Genomic DNA, 20,092 nt, shown 5'->3' on the forward strand with positions numbered 1-20,092 from the left:
CACCCGTCGCCACCCGCCTCGACGATCTGCGGGCCGCGGCCGTCGAGGACCGCTTCGATGCGGAGATACGGGAAGGGCGCTCCGCGGACGTACTCGCGGACCTCGAAGCGGCCGGCGCACAGCACCCGTTGAGCGAACGGATCGCCGGGCTGCGGATGCGCGCGCTCGCCGCCGCGGGCCGGCAGTCGGACGCGCTCGGCGTGTACGAGGAGCTCAGGACCCGGCTCGGCGACGAACTCGGCGTGGACCCCTCCGCGGAGGTGAAGGACGTTCATCTCGCCCTTCTGCGCGGGGAGTTGGAGCACCGCAGGACCAAGGCGGCCGCCGCGAGCCCACTGCCCGCCCGCCTCACCACCTTCGTCGGCCGCGACGGCGAACTCACCCGCCTCGCCGCCCTGATGACCGCATCCCGACTGGTCACCCTCGTCGGCCCCGGCGGTGCGGGCAAGACCCGGCTCTCGCTCGAAGCCGCCACCCGCGACCCAGCCCACGACCGCGGCCGGCTCCACTACGTACCGCTGGCGGGCGTCAGCGACCCAGGGCAGCTCGAGGACGCCGTGCTCGGCGCGATCGGGGCCACGGACGCAGGGCTCTACGAGGGAGGCGGCCCGGGACGGACAAGCCCGGTCGACCGGCTCGCCGGGCTGTTCGGCAGCGGCGACACCCTGCTCATGCTCGACAACTGCGAGCACCTGGTCGAGGCCGCCGCCGAGTTCGCCGATCAACTCCTCGGACGCCTGCCGGAGTTGCGCATCCTCGCCACCAGCCGCGAACCGCTCGCGATCACCGGCGAAGCGCTCTTCCACCTCGGTCCGCTCGATCTGCCGCACGGCGAGCCCGAGCCGGAGGAAGCGCTTCGGACCGCGGCCGTACGGCTCTTCGTCGACCGGGCCGTGGGCGTACGCCAGGACTTCGTGCTCGACGACTCCACCCTCGACGCCGTGCTGCGCATCTGCCGCGGGCTCGACGGGATGCCGCTCGCGCTCGAACTCGCCGCGGTCAAACTCCGTTCCATGAACGTCGAGCAGATCGCCCGCCGTCTCGACGACCGCTTCCGGCTCCTGTCCTCCGGAAGCCGCACCGCCCTGCCCCGGCAGCGCACCCTGCTCGCCCTGGTCGAGTGGAGCTGGGACCTGCTCGACGAGAACGAACGCACGCTGGCCCGCCGGCTGTCGGCGTTCCCGGGCGGCGCCACTCTCGACGCGCTCGAAGTCGTCTGCGCCGATGACCGGTTGCCCGCCGACGACATCCTGTATGTCGTCGGCGCCCTGATCGAGAAGTCCCTGGTGGAAGAGAGCGACGAGGGCCGCTACCGGATGCTGGAGACCGTCCGGGCCTACGCGGGCCGCAGGCTCGCCGAGTCCGCCGAGGAGAGCGCGGCGGTCCGCGCCCGCCTCATCTCTTACTACCTGCGACTGGCCGAAGAACAGGAGCCGTTGCTGCGCACCCGGGACCAGCTGCGCGCCATCGCGGTCTTCGACGCCGAACACGACAACCTCAGCTATGCCCTGAAGACCCTGACCGGCTCGGGCGGCTCAGGCGGCCCAGGCGGCTCGGGTGACTCACGTGACTCCGGCGCCTCCGGCGATGAGGAGACGGCCCGGCGCTTCGGCTCCGCGATGTTCTGGTACTGGGGCATCCGCGGCATGAGCAGTCGCCTGCCCGGAACACCCGAGGGCCCCGGAGCCAGCGCCATCGCCCGCGAGTTCCACCCCGCTGCCCAGCTCCTGCAGATGTCCCGGGCCGTGTTCGCCGAGGACCCGTCGCGGTCCGCGGGTCTCGACGAGCTGATGCACTCATCCGATCCCTGGATACGGGCCGGGGCCCACCTCGCCCACGACTTCGCGCTCACCGAACAGGGCGACCTGGACGGCGGCAAGGAGTCACGGGCCGAGGCGCTGCGCGGCTTCGAGCAGGTCGGCGACCGCTGGGGCATCGTGCTCGCGCTGCTGCCCGTCGGCACGGCGCACTCGCTGCGCGCGGAGTACCCGCAGGCCATCGCCACCTGGGAGCGCGCGGTCGCGCTGTCCTCCGAACTCGGCACCGAGGACTATCTCTATCTGAGCAAGGCCCGGCTCGCCCGTGAGCGGCGCCGCAGCGGCGATATCGAGGGCGCCTTCCGCGATCTGCACGCCGCCCACCGCCAGGCCCGCGAACGCGGACAGCTGCGCCTGGAGGCCAACATCCTGGTGGGCCTCGCCAACGCCCACCGCAGGGCCGGAGACCTCGCGCAGTCCGACGCGACCCTCGACCGCCTCGAAGCGCTCGGCAACCGCCGACCCCAACTGCGCGAACTGGCGCGGGACCTGATCGTCTCCACCCGTATCGAGAACCGCCTGGCGGCGGGCGACGCCCCGGCCGCCCGAGCCCTCCTGCCCGAAGCGGCCGGCGCCCTCTTCGGTCAGGGCGCCTCGGCGGCACTCGCCTGGGTGGCCGAACTGCTCGGCGGCCTCCTGCCGTTGGAAGGCGCGCCCGCCGAAGGCGCGAAGGCGCTCGGCATGAGCCAGGTGATGCGCGGGGCCTTCGACTGGGGCGAGCCCGAGTGGTGCGAGCTGGTCGACCGGCTGAGGAAGACCCTCGGGGAGACCGGGTTCAAGGAGGCATACGACGAGGGGGCGGCGTACTCGCGCGAGGACGCCTTGCGGTGGCTGGAGGAGCGGACCCTGCGCACTCGCGGGTGAACGCCGGGCGGGGCCCGCACCTCGAAGGTGGGGCCCCGCCCGGCCGTACGACTGCCCGGTGATCAGCCGGCGCTCTTGCGGTACGCCCGCATGGCCAGCGGGAAGAAGACCGCGACCACACCGGCCATCCAGATCAGGCTGCCGGTCAGACCGTGGGCGACCGGACCGCCGTTGAGCAGACCGCGGACGGCGTCGGCCACCAGCGACACGGGGTTGACGTCCGACCAGGCCTGCAGCCAGCCGGGCATGCCCTCGGGCTTCATGAAGACGTTGCTGGCGAAGGTGAGCGGCAGGATCAGGATGGTCATCAGGCCCTGCACCGAGGTGGGGTTCTTGATCAGCATGCCGAGGTAGACCGACATCCAGGAGAAGCTGAGCGCGAACCCGATGAGCAGGGCGAGCGCACCGGCCCCCGCGACCAGGTTGGTGTCGAAGCGGTAGCCCATGATGAGGGCGAGTACGACCAGGGTGACCAGGCAGGCCACGTAGCGGACGATATCGGCCAGGACGGCGCCGATCAGCGGGGCGGACCGGGCGATCGGCATGGAGCGGAACCGGTCGAAGATCCCGGTGCTGGCGTCGGCGGCGAGCGAGGAACCGATGCCGACGCTGGCCTGGAAGACGGCCATCACCATCACCCCCGGGACGACGTGGTGCAGATACCAGTCGGTTTGGCCCTTCGCCATCGACTCCCCGAAGAGGTAGATGAACATCAACAGGGTGATGATCGGCGTGAGGACGACATCGACCAGCTGGATCGGGGACTTCATGAACTTCGTGAAGCCGCGGCCCGCGAGGGCGAGGCTGTGCGAGACGGTCCGCGCGAAGCCGATCCGGCCGGTGAGCTCGACGGTGGCGGGGACGGTGGGCGCGGGGGCGGAGACGGTCTGGGTGCTCATGACGGGGTCCTCTCGGGAAATGCCGTACGGAATGGGGGAGTCGGTGCTCAGGCCGTGACGGTGCTCAGGCGGTGACGGGCTTAGTCGGTGACGTGCTCAGGCGGCGAGGTGCTCAGGCGGTGACGTGCTCAGGCGGTGACCTGCTCAGACGGTGACGGGCTCGGCGTCCTTGACGGTCGGGGTGTGGCCGGTCAGGGCGAGGAAGACCTCGTCCAGGCTCGGCAGCCGGAGCCCCAGTTCGTCGGCGGTGATGCCGGCGCCGTCGAGCCGGCGGGCGACCGCGGCGACGAGCAGCGGGTCGTCGACCGGGACGGTCAGCACACCCGAGTCCTCGGCGGGGGCGTGCCCCGACAGTTCGGCCAGGAGCTGAGCGACCACCGGCACATCGGCCGATACCGTCGGGCGCACCTGGAGGACCTGTCCGCCGACGCGGCGCTTGAGCTCGCCCGGCCGGCCCTCGGCGACCTTGCGGCCCTTGTCGAACACGGTGATCGAGTCGGCCAGCTGGTCGGCCTCCTCCAGGTACTGCGTGGTGAGCAGCACCGTTGAGCCGTCGGCGACCAAGTCCCGTACGACCTCCCAGACTTCCTGCCGTGCGTGCGGGTCGAGACCGGTGGTCGGCTCGTCGAGGAAGAGGACCTGGGGCCGGCCGACCAGGCTCGCGGCCAGGTCGAGCCGCCGGCGCATACCGCCGGAGAAGGTGGCGATCGGCTTACGGGCCGCGTCCGTCAGGGAGAACTGCTCGAGCAGCTGGACCGCGCGGGCCCTGGCGTCCCGGCGGGACAGACCGAGCAGCCGGCCGATCAGGACGAGGTTCTCGGTGCCGGTCAGGGTCTCGTCCACCGAGGCGAACTGCCCGGTGAGACCGATCAACTGCCGTACCTTCACAGCGTCCTTGACGATGTCGTGGCCACCGATGGTCGCGTGCCCGGCATCGGGGCTCATCAGCGTGGCGAGGATGCGCACGGTGGTGGTCTTGCCGGCGCCGTTGGGGCCGAGCACCCCGACGACCTTGCCGGCCGGGACCTCGAGGTCCACCCCGTCCAGGGCGGTGAAGTCCCCGTACTTCTTGACCAGACCCTCGGCCCGGATCGCGTACGACATGGTGGTCAACTCCTCGGTGGTGGCTTGCCGTTCTTCGTTGGGCAAGACACTGCCGGGGAGTCCTGACAGCGGGCGGACAGGACGCTGACAGAACTGACAGGCGGCCTGACAGGCGGCCTGACAGCGGAGTCGGACGGCTGTCGGCGCAGGTCGGTGACGCGCGTCGTACTTGGGGAAAGCGCAGCTCAGGAGGTTGCTTCGGGGCTGTGTCAGTGGGCGCCGGTAGCCTTGAAAGGGCTCGGCCCCCGGGTGGGAGGGGTCTGTCCAACCCAGGGCCGCGCTGCCGTCACGGAGTGACCTTCACCGTCCACGACCCCGAAGGAGTGCGCCCCACCACCTGCACCCTGGTCCGCTCGCCGGGGACCTTGAAGGTCTCACCGTCCCGCACCGGGGCGTCCGCGAGCGGCGGGTACACCGAGGCGTCCCAGCACGCCTCCGACTCCGGGTGTGCGTCGAGCACTTGGATCGGTCCGCCGCCGGACTCGGTCTCATTGCGTACGCGGTAGACCAGGACGCCCTCGGTGCAGGTCTGGTGGTCGTTGCCGGCCGAGCCGCGCGCCTCGATCGCGAGCACGCTGCCCCGCCCGGTGCGCACCACCGCGAGGCGCTTGCCGCCCGCCTGGCCGCGCACCGCGGGCGCGGCCAGCGGGTCCAGGGTGAACGGGGCGGACGCGGTGCCCTGCACACAGGTCACCTGATGGGGTTCGAGCCAGCCCAGCTTCCACTTGTGCCAGCCGAACAGGTCGGGCGAGAGCCCGAACTGGCTGCCCATGACGTCCCAGTCGCCGACATGCGTGTCCCAGTCGCCCTTGCCGTCACGCGGGCGGTGGTAGAGGTCCGGCAGGTCGAAGACATGGCCGGTCTCATGGGCGAGCACATTGCGGTCCGGCGGATGCTGCTCGAAGACCGTGACGATACGGCGGACATCGGTGCCGTCGGCCCGCAGCGGCTCGTCGAAGTTGACGACCTTCGTGGCATCCGAGTCCACACCGGGGGCATCGGGATCGGCCACGAAGTAGACGATGTCGTACGCGCTGAAGTCCACCACCGGATCGGCCACCGACAGCGCGTCCTTGAGATACATGCTGCGCTTGTCCGCGTCCCAGTCACGCGCTATTCCGTACGCGGTGGAGGCCTGCGGCATCTCGATCCACTCGGTGCGCGGATGCGGACGCAGCTGGAACCGGCCGTACGAGGCGCGCTCGAAGAACCGGCTGGTCGAGGGGAAGTAGTCGGCCGTCAGCTCTTTCGGGGTGGTCAGCGGGCCGGCGTCCGGGAAGGACAGGAAGACCATCACCGCGTCGAGCTTCCGGGCGGGGCGCGGATAGGCGGCGTTCCAGGTGTCCAGGCCCTCCGAGTGATGTGCGGCCGTGCGCTCCAGGGCGCAGGGGCCCGCCACCGGCTCGGCCACGGCGGGGCCCGCGACCAGCGACATGGAGGCGAACGCCGCGAGAGAAGTGAAAGCCGCTGCGGCACTGCGCGCCCGGTCCCCCTCACGAGGCAGGCCCCCTAGGGGGAGCTGACGCGGCACGTAGACCTCCGTATGGGGATGGCGGAACACCTCCTTCAGCCTGGGATGGTTTGTTGAAGTTCGCCCTGTTTGGGTGGACCGGTCGAGTGAGTAGGGGACATGCCCGGCGCTCACGGAAAGTCACAAGCGGAAGCTGATTGATCGGGTATGTGAAGGTCCTCGAAACGATCCGGGCCAGGACTGTGCAGAAACGATCTGGCAGTAACGGCCGCATGAGACAAGGGAGTCCGGAAGTAACCCCTGAGGGGGGACGGGGCCGCGACGGAAGTGGAATGGCGCTCCGGCCAGCCTCTATGATCGGCACACTTTCCGGCCGACCCGACCAGATCAGACCTGAACACGACAAGTGCCTGCGGGAGCGAGCGGTGAGCGGAACGTCCGAAGGGCCGGCGCCCACGGCGGGCTCGACCCCCGATGACGCCCGGCCTGCGATCACGGAGCGTCACACCACCTCGGTGCTCGCGGTGGGTGGCGCAGGTGTGCCGGCGGAGCGCGGCGTCGGTGACCCACTCGTCGGCCGCAGCGCGGCCGAGTTGAGGGACTATCGGGCGGCGTTCCACGCCGCCCATTTCGCCATGGCCGTCGTCGATCACGACGGCTTCGTCACCTCCGCCAACGAGGCGCTCGGCACGCTGCTGGGCGCCCCGGCCGCCGACCTGGCCGGACAGGTCGCCGCCGACCTGGTCGACCTGGCCTCCGACGCCCGCACCTGGCACGCGTACCGCGAGGTGCTGCGCGGCCGGCAGGCCAGACTGCGCTGCACCCGCCGCCTCAAGCACTCCGACGGCCATGCGCTGTGGGCCCAGATCACCGTCGCCCCCGTGCCCGGCACGGCCACCGTGCTGCTCGCGCTCGCCGACGTCAGCGCCCGCCGCGAGCTCCAGGCCCAGCTGCGCCATCTGCAGATGTACGACGCGGTGACCCGGCTGCCCAACCGCACCCTGTTCTTCGAGCGGCTCTCCGGCGCGCTCGAATCCGCCTCGTACGACGACGGCGGCACCGGCCGGATCGGCCTGTGCTACCTGGACGTCGACGGGTTCAAGGCCGTCAACGACACGCTCGGACACCGCGTCGGCGACCGGCTGCTCGCGGCGGTCGCCGGCCGGCTCACCCAGTGCGCCGACCAGGTCGCGTACGACCGCTGGAAGCACGGGCACGGGGTGCCGCTCGTGGCGCGGCTCGGCGGCGACGAGTTCGCGCTCCTGGTCGAGGACTCGACGGGTACGGAGCAGCTCGCGGACCTTGCGGAATCGGTTCTGAAGTCGCTCCAGGAACCGTTCGACCTCGGCGGCCAGCGACTGTCCGTCTCCGCGTCGATCGGCGTCGTCGAACGCCGGGCGGCCGGCACCACCGCCACGCATCTGATGCAGGCCGCGGACACCACGCTGTACTGGGCGAAGGCCGACGGCAAGGCACGCTGGACGCTCTTCGACCCCGAGCGCAACGCGCACCGGATGACCCGCCAGGCGCTGTCCTCGACGCTGCGCCCGGCCGTCGAGCGGGGCGAATTCGCCCTGGAGTACCAGCCGTTGGTGGGGCTCGACGACGGCGGGGTCCGTGGCGTCGAGGCCCTCGTGCGCTGGAACCATCCGCAGTTCGGCACGTTGACGCCGAATCGGTTCATCACACTCGCCGAGGAGGACGGCTCGATCGTCCAGCTCGGCCGCTGGGTGCTGCGGACGGCCTGCGCCCAGGCGCGGCGCTGGCAGCTCGAGCACCCGTCCGTCCCGCCCGTGTTCGTCTCGGTCAACGTGGCGGTACGGCAGGTCTGGGACTCCGACCTCGTGGCGGACGTCGCCGCGATCCTCGCCGAGACGGGGCTCGCGCCCGACCTGCTGCAGCTGGAGCTCACGGAGTCGGCGGTGATGGGCTCGGCGGGCCGCCCGCTGCAGGCCTTGCAGTCGCTGTCCGACATGGGCGTACGGATCGCGATCGACGACTTCGGCACGGGCTACTCGAACCTGGCGTACCTCAGCCGGCTGCCGGTCTCCGTTCTGAAACTGGACGGCTCCTTCGTCCGCGGATTCCAGTACGAGGACGGCGACAGCCATGCGAATCCGGCCGACGCGACGATCGTCGAGGCCCTGGTGCGGCTCGCGCACCGGCTCGGTCTGACGGTCACCGCCGAGTGCGTGGAGACCGCGCTGCAGGCGGACCGGCTGCGCTCGATCGGCTGTGACACGGGCCAGGGCTGGCACTACTCACGGGCGGTGCCGCCCGACAGCATCTCCGCCCTCCTGAAAGAGACCGCGGACCGGGCGTCTGCCTGACCCGGGCGCATCGCTCGGGTGGCTGCGGCACGACCGGTGCGCCGGATGGGCGCCGCCGGACCGCCGGTTGGCTCTCCCGGCGGGCGTCGCGGTGACCGTGCGGAGAGATTCGGCAGCAGGATCCGGATCTCTCCGAAAGGCCTCCCGTGCGTGTCACAACCTCCGCCCGCCGTGCCCTCACCGCCGCCACCGCGGTCATCGCCGCCCTGATGCCGGCCCACTCGGCCGGTGCGGCCGTGTCCGAGCCCGATCCGGCGGTGCCCCGCTTCCGCCAGTTCGCGCCCGCGTTCGCGTACGCGGCGCTGAACCCGGGCGCCTACCCGCCGGACGTCAACGACTGGGGCTGCAAGCCGAGTGCCGCACATCCGCGGCCGGTCGTCCTGGTGCACGGCACCGCCGCCAACTCCCTGTCCAGCTGGAGCGCACTCGCACCGGCCCTGCGCAAGGAGGGCTACTGCGTCTACGCGAAGCACATCGGCGGCAGGCCCAACGACCCCCTGCAGGCGATGGAGGCGGTGGCCAAGAGCTCCAAGGCGCTCGCCGCCTTCGTCGACGAGGTCCTGGAGAGGACCGGTACGAAGCAGGTCGACATGGTCGGCTACTCGCAGGGCGGCGGGGTGCTCCCGCGCCACTACCTGAAGTACGACGGCGGCGCCGACGCCACCGACCCGGCCCGTAACAAGGTCGGCAGGCTGATCGGCATCTCGCCGAGCAACCACGGCACCTCGGCCTCCGGCATCGCGACCCTCGGGCGGCTGTTGAACCTGATCGCTCCCGTCGGGAAGCTGCTCGGCCAGGCCATCCCCGACCAGCTGGAGTGCTCGGACGTGCACGCCCGGCTCGACGAGGGCGGCGACATCCTGCCGGGCGTCTCCTACACCACCGTGGTGACCGTCGCGGACAACATCGTGACCCCGCACACGAACCAGTTCCTACGGGAGAAGGCCGCTCCCGACGCGCCGCTCAACCAGGGCCGGGAGCGGTGCGGGGAGAAGAAGATGCCGCCGCTCGCGCCTCCCGTCGTCTCCCGGCCCAGGAACGGCGTCGTCGCCCCGGCCACCAACTCGCAGATCACCAACATCCTGCTCCAGGACGTCTGCCCGCTCGACCGCTCGGGTCATCTGCGCCACCCCTACTCGCCCACCACCATCCGCCTGACCCTCAACGCTCTCGACCCGGCCCACGCCGAGCCGGCTCCGTGCCGGGCCGTGCCGTTCGTACCGTTGCTCGGCTGACACGCGGGCGCGGGGTGGGCGCACGCCCGGCCCCCTCCGCGCCCGGCCCCCTCCGTGCCCGGCCCTCTCCGTGCCCGGCTCACCCCGCGCCCGGCCCCCTCCGTGCCCCGCTCACCCCGCGCCCGGCCCCTTCGCGCCCCGTCCCCGGAATACGGCAGCCTCCGCCCCCGTTACCCGTGACGCACCACAAGCGATCGGCAGGAGGCCCCCACGGTGAGCGACGACATCCGAGGCGAAGCACAGGGCAGCGCCCCAGTCCCCCTCTCCGTTCTGGACCTCGCCACCGTGGGCAAGGGATCGACCGCCACGCAGGCGCTGCGCACCAGCGTCGGCATAGCGAAGCTCGCCGAAGCCCGCGGCTTCCACCGCTACTGGGTCGCCGAGCACCACTCGATGCCCGGTGTCGCCTCCAGCTCACCCGCGGTGATCCTCGCCCACCTCGCCGCCCACACCGAGCGCATCCGCCTGGGCTCGGGCGGTGTGATGCTGCCCAACCACGCGCCGCTGGTGATCGCCGAGCAGTTCGGCACCCTCGAGGCCATGGCCCCGGGCCGCGTCGACCTCGGTCTCGGCCGCGCTCCGGGCACGGACGGCGCCACCGCGGCCGCCCTGCGCCGCAGCGAGAACCTGCACGAGGGCGCCGACGACTTCCCGCAGCAGCTGTCCGAGCTGATCCGCTTCCTCGACGACGACTTCCCCGACGGGCATCCGTACGCCCGGATCCACGCCGTACCAGGACCGGTGCAGGGCCCTTCGCAGCGCCCGCCCGTCTGGCTGCTCGGCTCGTCCGGCTTCAGTGCGCGGCTGGCCGGCGCGCTCGGTCTGCCCTTCGCCTTCGCGCACCACTTCTCCGCGCAGAACACCATCCCGGCCCTCGACCTGTACCGCGAGAGCTTCCGGCCGAGCGAGGTGCTCGACGCCCCGTACGCGATGATCGGCGTCGCCGCCCTCGCCACCGAGGACGAGCGCGAGGCGCGCCGCCAGGTGATGACCGGGGCGCTGTCGATGCTGCGGCTGCGCACCGGGCGGCCGGGGCTCATCCCGACGCCCGAAGAGGCCGAGGCCTATGAATTCAGCGTCCTCGAGCGGGAGTTCGTGGACGGCTGGCTCAAGAACATCGTGCACGGCACCCCCGATGCCGTACGCGACGGGCTCGACGATCTGCAGAAGCGCACCGGGGCCGACGAGATGATGCTCACGGCCAACGCGCACGGCGGACAGGTGCGGCTGCGTTCGTACGAGCTCATCGCGGACGCGTACGGGATGTGAGCCCCGCGCCGCCTATCGGCCCGGCATCTGGATGATCGGTTCCTTGGTGAACAGGGTGCCGAGCTCGGGCGCGTTCACCCGCCGTCCCGCAAGGCGCAGCCCCTCCCACACCGTGACCTGGTTGGCCGTGAGCACCGGCTTGCCCAACTCGGCCTCCAGATCGCGCAGATGGGCCGCCGTGTGCAGGGCCGTGTCGGGCAGCAGGAGGGCCTGGGCGTCGGGATGGTCGGCGCCCCGGGCCAGCGCGAGAACCTCGTCGCGGCCCCAGGTACCCACCTCGGCGGCCGTGATGATGCCGCTGCCACGCATCGCGACCACCTCGATACCGTCCGCGTGCAGGAACCGCACGAAATGGTCCGCGACCTCCTCCGGATACGTGGCGCCGATCGCGACACGCGCGACGCCCAACTCCCGTACGGCATGGGCGAAGGCGAACGACGTGCTGGAGGCGGGCAGCCCGGCGGTCTTCGCCAGCGAGCGGACCTGATCGTGCGCGCCGTCCCAGCCGAAGACGAAACTGCCGCTGGTGCACGCCCAGACCACGGCCTCGGCGCCGGTGTGCCGCAGCTGTTCGACACCGGCCGCCAGGCGCTCCGGCGACCCCATTTCGAGCAGGGCGTCCACCCGGTGGGCGTCCTCGCCGATATCCGTGTGGATCACGGTCAGGCGGATATCGCTGCCGAGGAGTTGCTCGATCCGCGGGTAGTCGTCCTCGGCGCTGTAGCCGGGGTAGAGGAATCCGATGGCGGTCATGGGCGGCCTCCCGGTGCGAGTGGCGGGGTGGTCTTCCGTTCGGTGCGGCGTGCGGTCACTCGGGCAGCGCCGGATCCTCCGGCACCACCGGCGGGTCCGGCAGAGCCGCGCCCGGCGGCTCGGGTAACACGTCACCCCCTACCAGCATGCGCCTCGCCGCCGTATCGAGCAGTGCCTGATACGGACCCACCGCATGCGTACCCATGTGACGCAGGGCCGACCACATCGTGACCTGGTTCGCCGAAATCACCGGAATCCGCAGCTCCGCCTCCAGCTGGGGGATCGCGTCGTACGTCGGGAGATTGGTGCAGCTGATGAACAGCGCGTCGACCTCGGCGGGCAGCCGGTTCACGGCCGCGCGCGCCATGTCGACCACATCGCGGTACGGAACCTTCCAGATGTGCCGGGTCAGACCGAGGTACGAGCAGCCCGAGACCGTGATGCCCGCCTCGGCGAGATAGTCCTCGAGAGCCTGGGTGACCGAGGACGTGTACGGCGTGACCAGCGCGATCCGCCGTGCGCCCAGCTCGTTCAGCGCCTCGATCAGCGCGCCCGACGTGGTCAGCGAGGGCACCTCGCCCGCCGCCTCCATGGCCGCGCACATGGTGCGCTCGCCGACGGCGCCGTCCACGAAGCTCCCCGAGGTGCACGCGTATGCGATCACCTCGGGCTCGGCGGCGATGAGCGCCCGTACCGCCTCGTGCAGTGTCTGGTGCTCGCTGACCAGACGGGCCAGGTCCAGGCTGACCTCGACCGGTACGAAGGGTGTGCGGGTGACGTAGAGCGAGATCTCGTCCGGGACCCAGCGCCACAGCTCCCGGTCGAGAGCGAAGTCGAAGGGTGCGACGACACCGAGCCCGCGTTGCGGGTGCGGTCCACTGAGGCAGGAGACGTCCATGAGCTGGCCCCTTTGAACAGAGCAGGTGGGGATGAGAGCTCGGTGCGGAGCTCTGAGGGCCGGCCGGGGGCCGGGAGGGGAGTGCGGAATCCGGCAGATGGCCGGGGACGCCGGGACAGAGGATGTGCGAAGTCCGATGTGAGGCCCGATCAGCGGAAAGGTCGGTACCTGTCTGTGGTCGTACGGACTTGTGCAGAGCCCGTGTTGACGAAGGTAGATTCGGGTGCCAGCGTGGTCAATCCGTGCACTTCAGACGGTGCGATTTTCTCGGCACCTCTGCGCTTGCCCCCAAACCAACTCCAGGGACCCAAGCCAACTCCAGGGAAGCGGACCCGCATTGCAGAACGGTTTCCCCTCCATGTCCGGTCGGTCGCGCGCGACCCGCCCCACGCTTTTGGTGCTCGACGCGGACCCGCCGCCGCGCCTGGGCAAGCTCACCGGGCGCGCCCGCATCGTGCACACCGACGAGGCGAAGCTCGCCGAGCGGCTGCCCGACGCGGATGTGCTGCTCGTCTGGGACTTCCACTCGAAGGCCCTGCGCGCCGCCTGGCCGGGCGAGGGACCACGGCCGGTGTGGGTGCACACCGCGAGTGCGGGCGCCGACCATCTGCTGAGCCCCGAACTGATCGAATCCGACACGGTGATCACCAACGCGCGGGGGATCTTCGACGAGCCGATCGCCGAGTACGTGGCCGGTCTCGTCCTCGCCTTCGCCAAGGATCTGCCACGCACCCTCGATCTGCAGAGCCGCCGCGAGTGGCGGCACCGCGAGACCCGTCGGGTCGGCGGGACCCGGGCGTGCGTCGTGGGGTCGGGGCCGATCGGGCGCGCGATCGCCCGCAGCCTCAAGGCACTCGGCATCCAGGCGGCCGTCGTCGGCCGCACCCCGCGCACCGGGATCCACGGCCCCGGCGATCTGGACCGGCTGCTCGCGCACGCCGACTGGGTGGTGTGCGCGGCGCCGCTCACGGACTCGACCCGCGGCATGTTCGACACCCGGCGGTTCGGTGTGATGCAGCCCTCCGCGCACTTCATCAACGTCGGCCGCGGCCCCCTGGTCGTCGAGGACGACCTGGTGGAGGCGCTCAGCAGGCGCTGGATCGCGGGCGCCGCACTCGACGTCTTCGACCGCGAACCGCTGCCCGAGGACAGCCCGCTGTGGGAGGTGCCCGGCCTCCTCGTCTCGCCGCACATGAGCGGCGACATCATCGGCTGGCGCGATGAACTGGCGCTGCAGTTCGTCGACTTGTACGAGCGCTGGGTGGCGGGAAAGCCGCTGAAGAACGTGATCGACAAGAAACGTGGGTATGTGCCTGGACATTGATCGTCGGCGGGCGGATGGTCGACGAGTGATCGTCGGCGGACGGATCGTCAACGAGTGATCGTCGGCAACCTGGGGAGCGCGCATGACCGAGCCCGGCAGTCTCACGGCCGTACAACTCGTCGCGGCATACGGCAAGGGGGAGTTGAGCCCCGTCGAGGTGACCCGGGCGGCGCTCGCCCGGATCGAGGAGACCGAGCCCGCGGTCAACGCGTTCGTCCGCGTCGACGCCGAGTCCGCCCTGGCCCAGGCTGAGAAGTCCTCGCAACGGTGGGGGCGCGGTGAGCCCGAGGGGCTGCTCGACGGCGTCCCCGTAACGGTGAAGGACATCCTCCTGATGCGCGGCGGCCCGACCCTGCGCGGCTCCAGGACCAGCCGTACGGAAGGGGATTGGGACGAGGACGCGCCGTCCGTGGCCCGGCTGCGTGAGCACGGCGCCGTCTTCCTCGGCAAGACCACGACACCCGAATACGGCTGGAAGGGCGTCACCGACAGCCCGCTGTCGGGTATCACCCGCAACCCGTACGACCCGACCCGCACCGCGGGCGGCTCCAGCGGAGGCGCGGCGGCCGCCGTGGCGCTCGGCGAGGGACCGGTGGCGCTCGGCACCGACGGCGGCGGAAGCGTGCGGATACCCGGCGCCTTCTGCGGCGTCTTCGCACTCAAGCCCACGTACGGGCGGGTGCCGCTCTACCCGTCCAGCGCCTTCGGCACGCTCGCGCACGTGGGCCCGATGACCCGGGACGCCGCCGACGCGGCCCTCGTCATGGATGTGATCAGCGGCGCCGACCACCGCGACTGGTCCGGGCTCGGCCCGGTCGCGGGCTCCTTCCGCGACGGTCTGGACGACGGGGTGCGAGGCCTGCGCATCGCCTACTCGCCGTCGTTCGGCGGCCAGGTCGCGGTCGCCCCGCAGGTGGCCGCCGCCGTACGCAGGGCCGTCGAAAAGCTCGCCCAGCTCGGCGCGTACGTGGAGGAGGCGGACCCCGACTTCAGCGACCCGGTCGAGGCCTTCCACACCCTGTGGTTCTCCGGGGCCGCCCGCGTCACCCAGCACTTCGGCAAGGACCAGCGGGACCAACTCGACCCAGGACTGCGGGAGATCGCCCTGCGCGGCGCCCGCTACAGCGCGCTCGAGTACCTCGCCGCGATGGACGTCCGCATGGACCTGGGCCGTCGCATGGGCCGTTTCCACTCCACGTACGACCTGCTCGTCACCCCGACCCTCCCGCTCACCGCGTTCGAGGCGGGCCGTGAAACCCCCTCGGGGCGCGGCCGCTGGACCGGCTGGACCCCCTTCACCTACCCCTTCAACCTCACCCAGCAGCCCGCCGCCACGGTCCCGTGCGGGGTGGACGAGGGCGGCCTCCCCATCGGCGTCCAACTGGTGGCGGCCCGCCACCAGGACACGCTGGTCCTACGGGCGGCGCAGGCGCTGTACGGCTCGGGGGCGGCGGAGGTGCCGGCGCCGCGGCTGTGAGCGCGGCGGCGGTCCGGCGCCCGGCTGCGCTTGCCCTCAACTGCACTTGAGGTCCTACGTTTTCCGTACGGCCGCGCAGAGAGCAGGCGCCTTCCGTACGGCCGCGTGGAGAGCAGGCGCCGCACCGGGAGGGACAGCCATGACCAGCACCCAGGAGATGTCCGAGGCCGAACTGGCCGGCCAGCCGGTCGCGTACTGGACCGGTGTCGCCCACGAGGCGGCCATCGCGTACATCCGCGCCCGGCAGGCCGAGAAGGGCTACACCCAGCCCCAGTTCTGGCTGCTGCGCAACCTCTCGGCGAAGGACATCTCGCCCGACGGCGAGGGGATGACCCTCGCCGAACTCCGGGCGGCCATGGCGTCCTACCTCCGGCCCGAGGACGATCTCGCCGCCGAGGCCGAGGTGCTCGTCGCGCGCGGGTGGCTGACCCGGGACGCCGACGACCGGCTGTGGCTGACCGAGCTGGGCGAGCGCACCCGCGTCGAACTCCGGCGCAACACCCCGGCGATCCGCAGCGCCTTGCACGCGGGCATCGACGACGCGGATTACGTCACCACGGTGAAGGTCCTGCGTCAGCTGATCAGGAACGCGGGCGGGCCGGCCGCCTGACGGTCCGGCGGGCGGGCCCGGCGACGACAGCCGGGCCCGGGCCGTTACCGCGGGCGGCCGGGCCCGGACCGCTACAGCCGCCGGAAGCTCAGCGTCTCGCCGAGGGCGCCCGCGCGCCACAGGTCCTGGCAGGCGTCGGCCATGCGGTCGAGGCCGTCGACGATCTGGCCCCAGACGATGCCCGGGACCCAGCCGACATCGCCGTTGAGCAGCAGGTTGTTGCGTTCGTAGAACAGGGCGAGATCGACGACCGTGCCGCGCTGCTCGGTGTCGTATCCATACGCACTTGTCCCCAATTCCGTATCGGAAAAGGTGAAATAGCACAGGTCGCCGGGAATCGGAGTCACCGTGGGATTCTCCAGCGGCGGCTCCTTTTCGGCGAAGGCGGGGAAAAGGGCGTAGATCTCGTTGCGGGCGTATTTGGCGTGATACACGGGTGACCCGAGTGGCAGCGCGTCCCAGACGGCCGCGCAGGTCACCGGGGCCTTCTCGGTCAGGAGCCGGGCGGTGCAGCGGACACCGCGCTTGTCCAGGGACACTTCGATGTGGCGTTCTGTCAGTGCCGTCATCTCTTCATCGTCTCCCCTTGGTCAACACCCCCTTGTGCATAAGTGAGAACACCCCGTCCGGATCGGGGCTGAAATTGATCGGCATACCTCGAATAAAGTCGGGTAGCCGCGCGGCCATGGCTCCACCACTTGGGAACGACTACGGGAAGACACAAGGTCTCCGCACACCATGGGCCGGTCGCGCGCTGCGCCGCCGGTCCCTCCTCGCGGGCGCGGCCGCCCTCGGGACGCTCGGCGTCACCGCCTGCAGCCGCGTGCCGGAGCCGGGCAAAGTGGAGGGTGGTGACCTGCTCGATCGGCTGAGGGATGCCGGCACGGTACGGATCGGTGTCGCCGGCGAGGTCCCCTTCGGCTACATCGACGAGAACGGCGACGTCACCGGCGAGGCGCCGGAAATCGCCAAGGTCATCTTTCCCCGGCTCGGCATCCCCAAGGTCAAGGCGGTGCCGACCGAGTTCGGCGCGCTGATCCCGGGACTCACCCAGGCCCAGCAGTTCGATGTGGTGTCCGCCGGCATGTACATCAACCCGGACCGCTGCGAGCAGGTCCTGTTCTCCGACCCCGACTACCTCATGCTCGACTCCTTCATCGTGAAGGCGGGCAATCCGCATGGCATCAAGACTTATGAGGACATAGCCAAGAAGGGCCTGAAGCTGGCCAGCGGCACGGCATACGCCGAGATCGACTACGCCAAGGCCAACGGCGTCAAGGAGGTCATGGTGCTGCCCGACCAGGTGGCCGGCCTCGATGCCGTACGCCAGGGACGCGTCGACGCCTTCGCCGGGACGAACGTCACCGTCAAGGAGGTGGTGAAGGGCAAGAGCGGCGTCGAGGCGACGGAGCCCTTCCAGCCGATCGTCGACGGTGAACCGGCCTACGGCGCGGGCGGGTTCGCGTTCCGCCTCTCCGAGAAGAACCTGCGCGACGCCTTCAACGAAGAGCTCCTGAAGATGAAGGAGAGCGGCGAACTCCTGCGCGTGGTCAAGCCGTTCGGCTTCACGCAGGACGAGATGACCGACCTCACCGTCGAGAAACTCTGCCCGCCCGCCGCGGGGGGTGGCGCCTGATGATGACCGCAGAGTTCTTCAGGAGCTGGTTCCTGCCGGGTGTCTGGATCACGATCCAGGTCACCTTCCTCAGTGCCGCGCTCGCCTTTGTGATCTCCTTCGTGATCGGCCTGGCCCGCACCGCACCGAGCAAGCTCGTGCGCATCCTGGCCGGCATCTACTTCGAGGTCTTCCGTTCCACGTCCTCGCTGGTCTTCATGTTCTGGATCGCGTTCACGGTCCCGATGCTGTTCCAGATCAAGTTCATCGGCATGGCCGCCGGCGTCATCGCCCTCGGCATGACCTACGGGGCGTACGGATCCGAGATCGTGCGCGGCGCGCTCCAAGCCGTGCCGCCCGCCCAGCGCGAGGCCGGAATCGCCCTGAACTTCACGCGCGTGCAGCGGCTGCGCCGGATCGAGATCCCGCAGGCCTGGCCCGAGATGCTGCCGCCGTTCAACAACCTTCTGATCGAGCTGCTCAAGGGCACCTCGCTCGTCTCGCTGATCATCGTCGCCGACATGACCTTCGCGGGGAACCTGCAGCGCCTGGTGACGGGTGACAGCGCGCCCGTCTACACGCTGCTGCTCGTCGTCTACTTCGTCCTCGCCTTCCTGCTCACCCGCGGGATGCGCCTGCTCGAGCGGCGCGCCAAGGCCAAGCTCGGCCAGGCGCCGCCGAAGGGCGGCCTGCTCGGCGGCCTGCGCGAGCGCGGGGCCATCGACGCCGTGACCGGCACTGCGGGCACGGCGGGTACTGGGGGTGCCAAGTGAGCTGGGACTGGTCCAACGTCGACGCGTTCATGCCGCGGTTCTGGGACGGCGTCCTCGTCACCCTGCAAGCCCTGGCCGGCGGCGCGCTCATCGCCTTCGTCCTCGGCCTCGTGTGGGCGGTCGCGCTGCGCGCCCCGCAGGCCTGGATCCGCTGGCCCGTGGCGGTGTTCACGGAGTTCATCCGCAACACCCCGCTCCTGGTCCAGCTGTTCTTCCTCTTCTACGTGGTGCCCTCCTGGGGTCCCTCGATGTCCCCGCTCGTGACGGGCATCGTCGGCCTCGGCCTGCACTACTCCACGTATACGAGCGAGGTCTACCGCGCCGGTATCGAGGGCGTGCCCGTAGGCCAGTGGGAGGCGGCCACCGCGCTCAGCCTGCCCAAGACCCGTACGTGGTCCGCGGTGATCCTGCCGCAGGCCGTGCGCCGGGTGGTCCCCGCGCTCGGCAACTACGTGATCGTGATGCTGAAGGAATCCCCTCAGCTGGCCGCCATCGGCGCCCTCGAAATGCTCGGCGAGGCGCGCGGGTTCAGCAACGAGACCTTCACCTTCGAGGCGATCAGCGTGGTCGGCATCGCCTTCATCGTCATCGCCTACCCGGCATCTGTTCTTCTCCGAGTCCTGGAGCGTCGTCTTGTCCGCTGAAACCGCACCTACCGATGTCAACCCGGCCGTCGACGGCAGCGAACTGATCCGCTTCGACAAGGTCACCAAGCGCTTCGCCGGCAACACGGTCCTCGACAACCTGTGCTTCTCGGTGGACTCCGGCAAGCACGTCACGCTGATCGGCCCGTCCGGCTCCGGCAAGACCACGATCCTGCGGCTCCTCATGACCCTGGTGAAGCCCGACGAGGGCACCATCAAGGTGGGCGGCGACTACCTCACGCACGAGGAGCGCGGCGGCAAGCTGGTGCCGGCCGGCGAGAAGCACATCCGCGAGGTCCGCAAGAACATCGGGATGGTCTTCCAGCAGTTCAACCTCTTCCCCAACATGCGGGTCCTGCAGAACGTCATGGAGGCACCGGTCCAGGTGCTCGGCCTGTCCAAGGACGAGGCCGAGGCCCGGGCCCGCGAACTGCTCGACATGGTCGGGCTCGCCGACCGGTGCAACGAGTACCCGTCGCGGCTCTCCGGCGGTCAGCAGCAACGCGTCGCCATCGCCCGCGCGTTGGCGATGCGCCCGCAGGTGCTGCTGCTCGACGAGGTGACCTCCGCGCTCGACCCGGAGCTGGTCGCCGGTGTCCTCGACGTCCTCAGGGATGTCGCGCGCACCACCGACATCACGATGCTCTGCGTGACCCACGAGATGAACTTCGCCCGGGACATCTCGGACCAAGTGCTGATGTTCGACGGCGGCAAGGTCATCGAATCGGGCTCACCGGAGAAGATGTTCGGTGATCCTGATCACGAGCGCACCCGGGAATTCCTCAGCGCAGTCCTGTGACTTCACTGAGTGAGTGATCGTCAGCAGCTCGGTGAGCGGCACAATCATCGAGCTAGTGGCGTGAGCCTGTGACTGTGGCATATGCCAGGGTGGCGCGCTCCTGGACAGGCGGCCTGTCCGCCGCCGGGAGCGCGCCATCAATCTCGTCAACAGCCCCTCCGCGCAACCTGTTTGGCGGCTATCGTGGTACCGAGCCCAGCTGTCCGGAAC

17 protein-coding genes are annotated in these 20,092 nt (G+C 70.5%); 11 read left to right on the top strand and 6 right to left on the bottom strand.

From position 1 onward, the window contains the following. Positions 1-2,681: ATP-binding protein (locus ABT367_RS30340; RefSeq protein ID WP_352256465.1), on the top strand; the 2,681-nt coding region annotated here is incomplete at its 5' end. 62 nt (positions 2,682-2,743) lie between these two features. Here ABT367_RS30340 and ABT367_RS30345 read toward each other — a convergent pair. The 3 genes from ABT367_RS30345 to ABT367_RS30355 all read right to left on the bottom strand — a co-directional run bounded on the left by ABT367_RS30345 (position 2,744) and on the right by ABT367_RS30355 (position 6,215). Continuing rightward, positions 2,744-3,580 carry an ABC transporter permease gene (locus tag ABT367_RS30345; RefSeq protein ID WP_352256466.1) on the bottom strand — a complete coding sequence of 279 codons (837 nt, stop codon included), beginning with the start codon at positions 3,578-3,580 and terminating at the stop codon, positions 2,744-2,746. A gap of 144 nt (positions 3,581-3,724) precedes the next feature. Beyond that, complete coding sequence (locus ABT367_RS30350; RefSeq protein WP_352256467.1) at positions 3,725-4,684, bottom strand: ATP-binding cassette domain-containing protein; 960 nt, start codon at positions 4,682-4,684, stop codon at positions 3,725-3,727. Positions 4,685-4,970: 286 nt separating this feature from the next. Further along, positions 4,971-6,215 carry a M6 family metalloprotease domain-containing protein gene (locus tag ABT367_RS30355; RefSeq protein WP_352256468.1) on the bottom strand — a complete coding sequence of 415 codons (1,245 nt, stop codon included), beginning with the start codon at positions 6,213-6,215 and terminating at the stop codon, positions 4,971-4,973. 365 nt (positions 6,216-6,580) lie between these two features. On the opposite strand from ABT367_RS30355, the gene ABT367_RS30360 reads away from it, so the two are divergent. From ABT367_RS30360 to ABT367_RS30370, 3 genes are all read left to right on the top strand, one after another. Continuing rightward, complete coding sequence (locus tag ABT367_RS30360; RefSeq protein ID WP_352256469.1) at positions 6,581-8,485, top strand: putative bifunctional diguanylate cyclase/phosphodiesterase; 1,905 nt, start codon at positions 6,581-6,583, stop codon at positions 8,483-8,485. A gap of 146 nt (positions 8,486-8,631) precedes the next feature. After that, entirely contained in the window at positions 8,632-9,720 is a 1,089-nt protein-coding gene (locus tag ABT367_RS30365) for an esterase/lipase family protein (protein WP_352256470.1), read from the top strand. 213 nt (positions 9,721-9,933) lie between these two features. Further along, a complete protein-coding gene (locus ABT367_RS30370) occupies positions 9,934-10,989 on the top strand; it encodes an LLM class flavin-dependent oxidoreductase (protein ID WP_352256471.1) in 1,056 nt (351 codons plus the stop codon). A 12-nt stretch (positions 10,990-11,001) separates the two neighbouring features. On the opposite strand, the gene ABT367_RS30375 is transcribed toward ABT367_RS30370, so the two are convergent. Next, positions 11,002-11,742, bottom strand: a complete 741-nt coding sequence (locus ABT367_RS30375; RefSeq protein ID WP_352256472.1) for a maleate cis-trans isomerase family protein — start codon at positions 11,740-11,742, stop codon at positions 11,002-11,004. Between the two features lie 55 nt (positions 11,743-11,797). Then, a complete protein-coding gene (locus ABT367_RS30380) occupies positions 11,798-12,640 on the bottom strand; it encodes a maleate cis-trans isomerase family protein (protein ID WP_352256473.1) in 843 nt (280 codons plus the stop codon). A 358-nt stretch (positions 12,641-12,998) separates the two neighbouring features. Here ABT367_RS30380 and ABT367_RS30385 point away from each other — a divergent pair, with 358 nt between their 5' ends. The 3 genes from ABT367_RS30385 (at position 12,999) to ABT367_RS30395 (ending at position 16,051) form a co-directional block, all read left to right on the top strand. Beyond that, positions 12,999-13,964 carry a D-2-hydroxyacid dehydrogenase gene (locus tag ABT367_RS30385; protein WP_352256474.1) on the top strand — a complete coding sequence of 322 codons (966 nt, stop codon included), beginning with the start codon at positions 12,999-13,001 and terminating at the stop codon, positions 13,962-13,964. A gap of 82 nt (positions 13,965-14,046) precedes the next feature. Then, a complete protein-coding gene (locus ABT367_RS30390; RefSeq protein ID WP_352256475.1) occupies positions 14,047-15,441 on the top strand; it encodes an amidase in 1,395 nt (464 codons plus the stop codon). Between the two features lie 139 nt (positions 15,442-15,580). Beyond that, positions 15,581-16,051, top strand: a complete 471-nt coding sequence (locus tag ABT367_RS30395; protein WP_352256476.1) for a MarR family transcriptional regulator — start codon at positions 15,581-15,583, stop codon at positions 16,049-16,051. A 71-nt stretch (positions 16,052-16,122) separates the two neighbouring features. Here the strand turns inward: ABT367_RS30395 and ABT367_RS30400 are convergent, their stop codons facing one another. Beyond that, entirely contained in the window at positions 16,123-16,611 is a 489-nt protein-coding gene (locus ABT367_RS30400; RefSeq protein ID WP_199552284.1) for a DUF3830 family protein, read from the bottom strand. 125 nt (positions 16,612-16,736) lie between these two features. On the opposite strand from ABT367_RS30400, the gene ehuB reads away from it, so the two are divergent. The 4 genes from ehuB to ehuA are packed head-to-tail and all read left to right on the top strand — an operon-like array spanning position 16,737 to position 19,882. Continuing rightward, positions 16,737-17,687: an ectoine/hydroxyectoine ABC transporter substrate-binding protein EhuB gene (gene ehuB / locus ABT367_RS30405; protein ID WP_352256477.1), complete on the top strand. Its 951-nt coding sequence runs from the start codon at positions 16,737-16,739 to the stop codon at positions 17,685-17,687. A gap of 2 nt (positions 17,688-17,689) precedes the next feature. Then, a complete protein-coding gene (gene ehuC / locus ABT367_RS30410; RefSeq protein ID WP_352256488.1) occupies positions 17,690-18,439 on the top strand; it encodes an ectoine/hydroxyectoine ABC transporter permease subunit EhuC in 750 nt (249 codons plus the stop codon). Continuing rightward, positions 18,436-19,083: an ectoine/hydroxyectoine ABC transporter permease subunit EhuD gene (ehuD, locus tag ABT367_RS30415; protein ID WP_352256478.1), complete on the top strand. Its 648-nt coding sequence runs from the start codon at positions 18,436-18,438 to the stop codon at positions 19,081-19,083. Before ehuC ends, ehuD begins: the two co-directional genes overlap by 4 nt. Beyond that, entirely contained in the window at positions 19,073-19,882 is an 810-nt protein-coding gene (gene ehuA, locus ABT367_RS30420; RefSeq protein ID WP_352256479.1) for an ectoine/hydroxyectoine ABC transporter ATP-binding protein EhuA, read from the top strand. The genes ehuD and ehuA overlap by 11 nt, the downstream gene beginning before the upstream one ends. Positions 19,883-20,092: the final 210 nt, after the last annotated feature.

The sequence above is a fragment of the Streptomyces mesophilus genome (assembly GCF_040300965.1).
In the GTDB taxonomy this organism is placed as follows: Bacteria; Actinomycetota; Actinomycetes; order Streptomycetales; family Streptomycetaceae; genus Streptomyces; species Streptomyces mesophilus_A.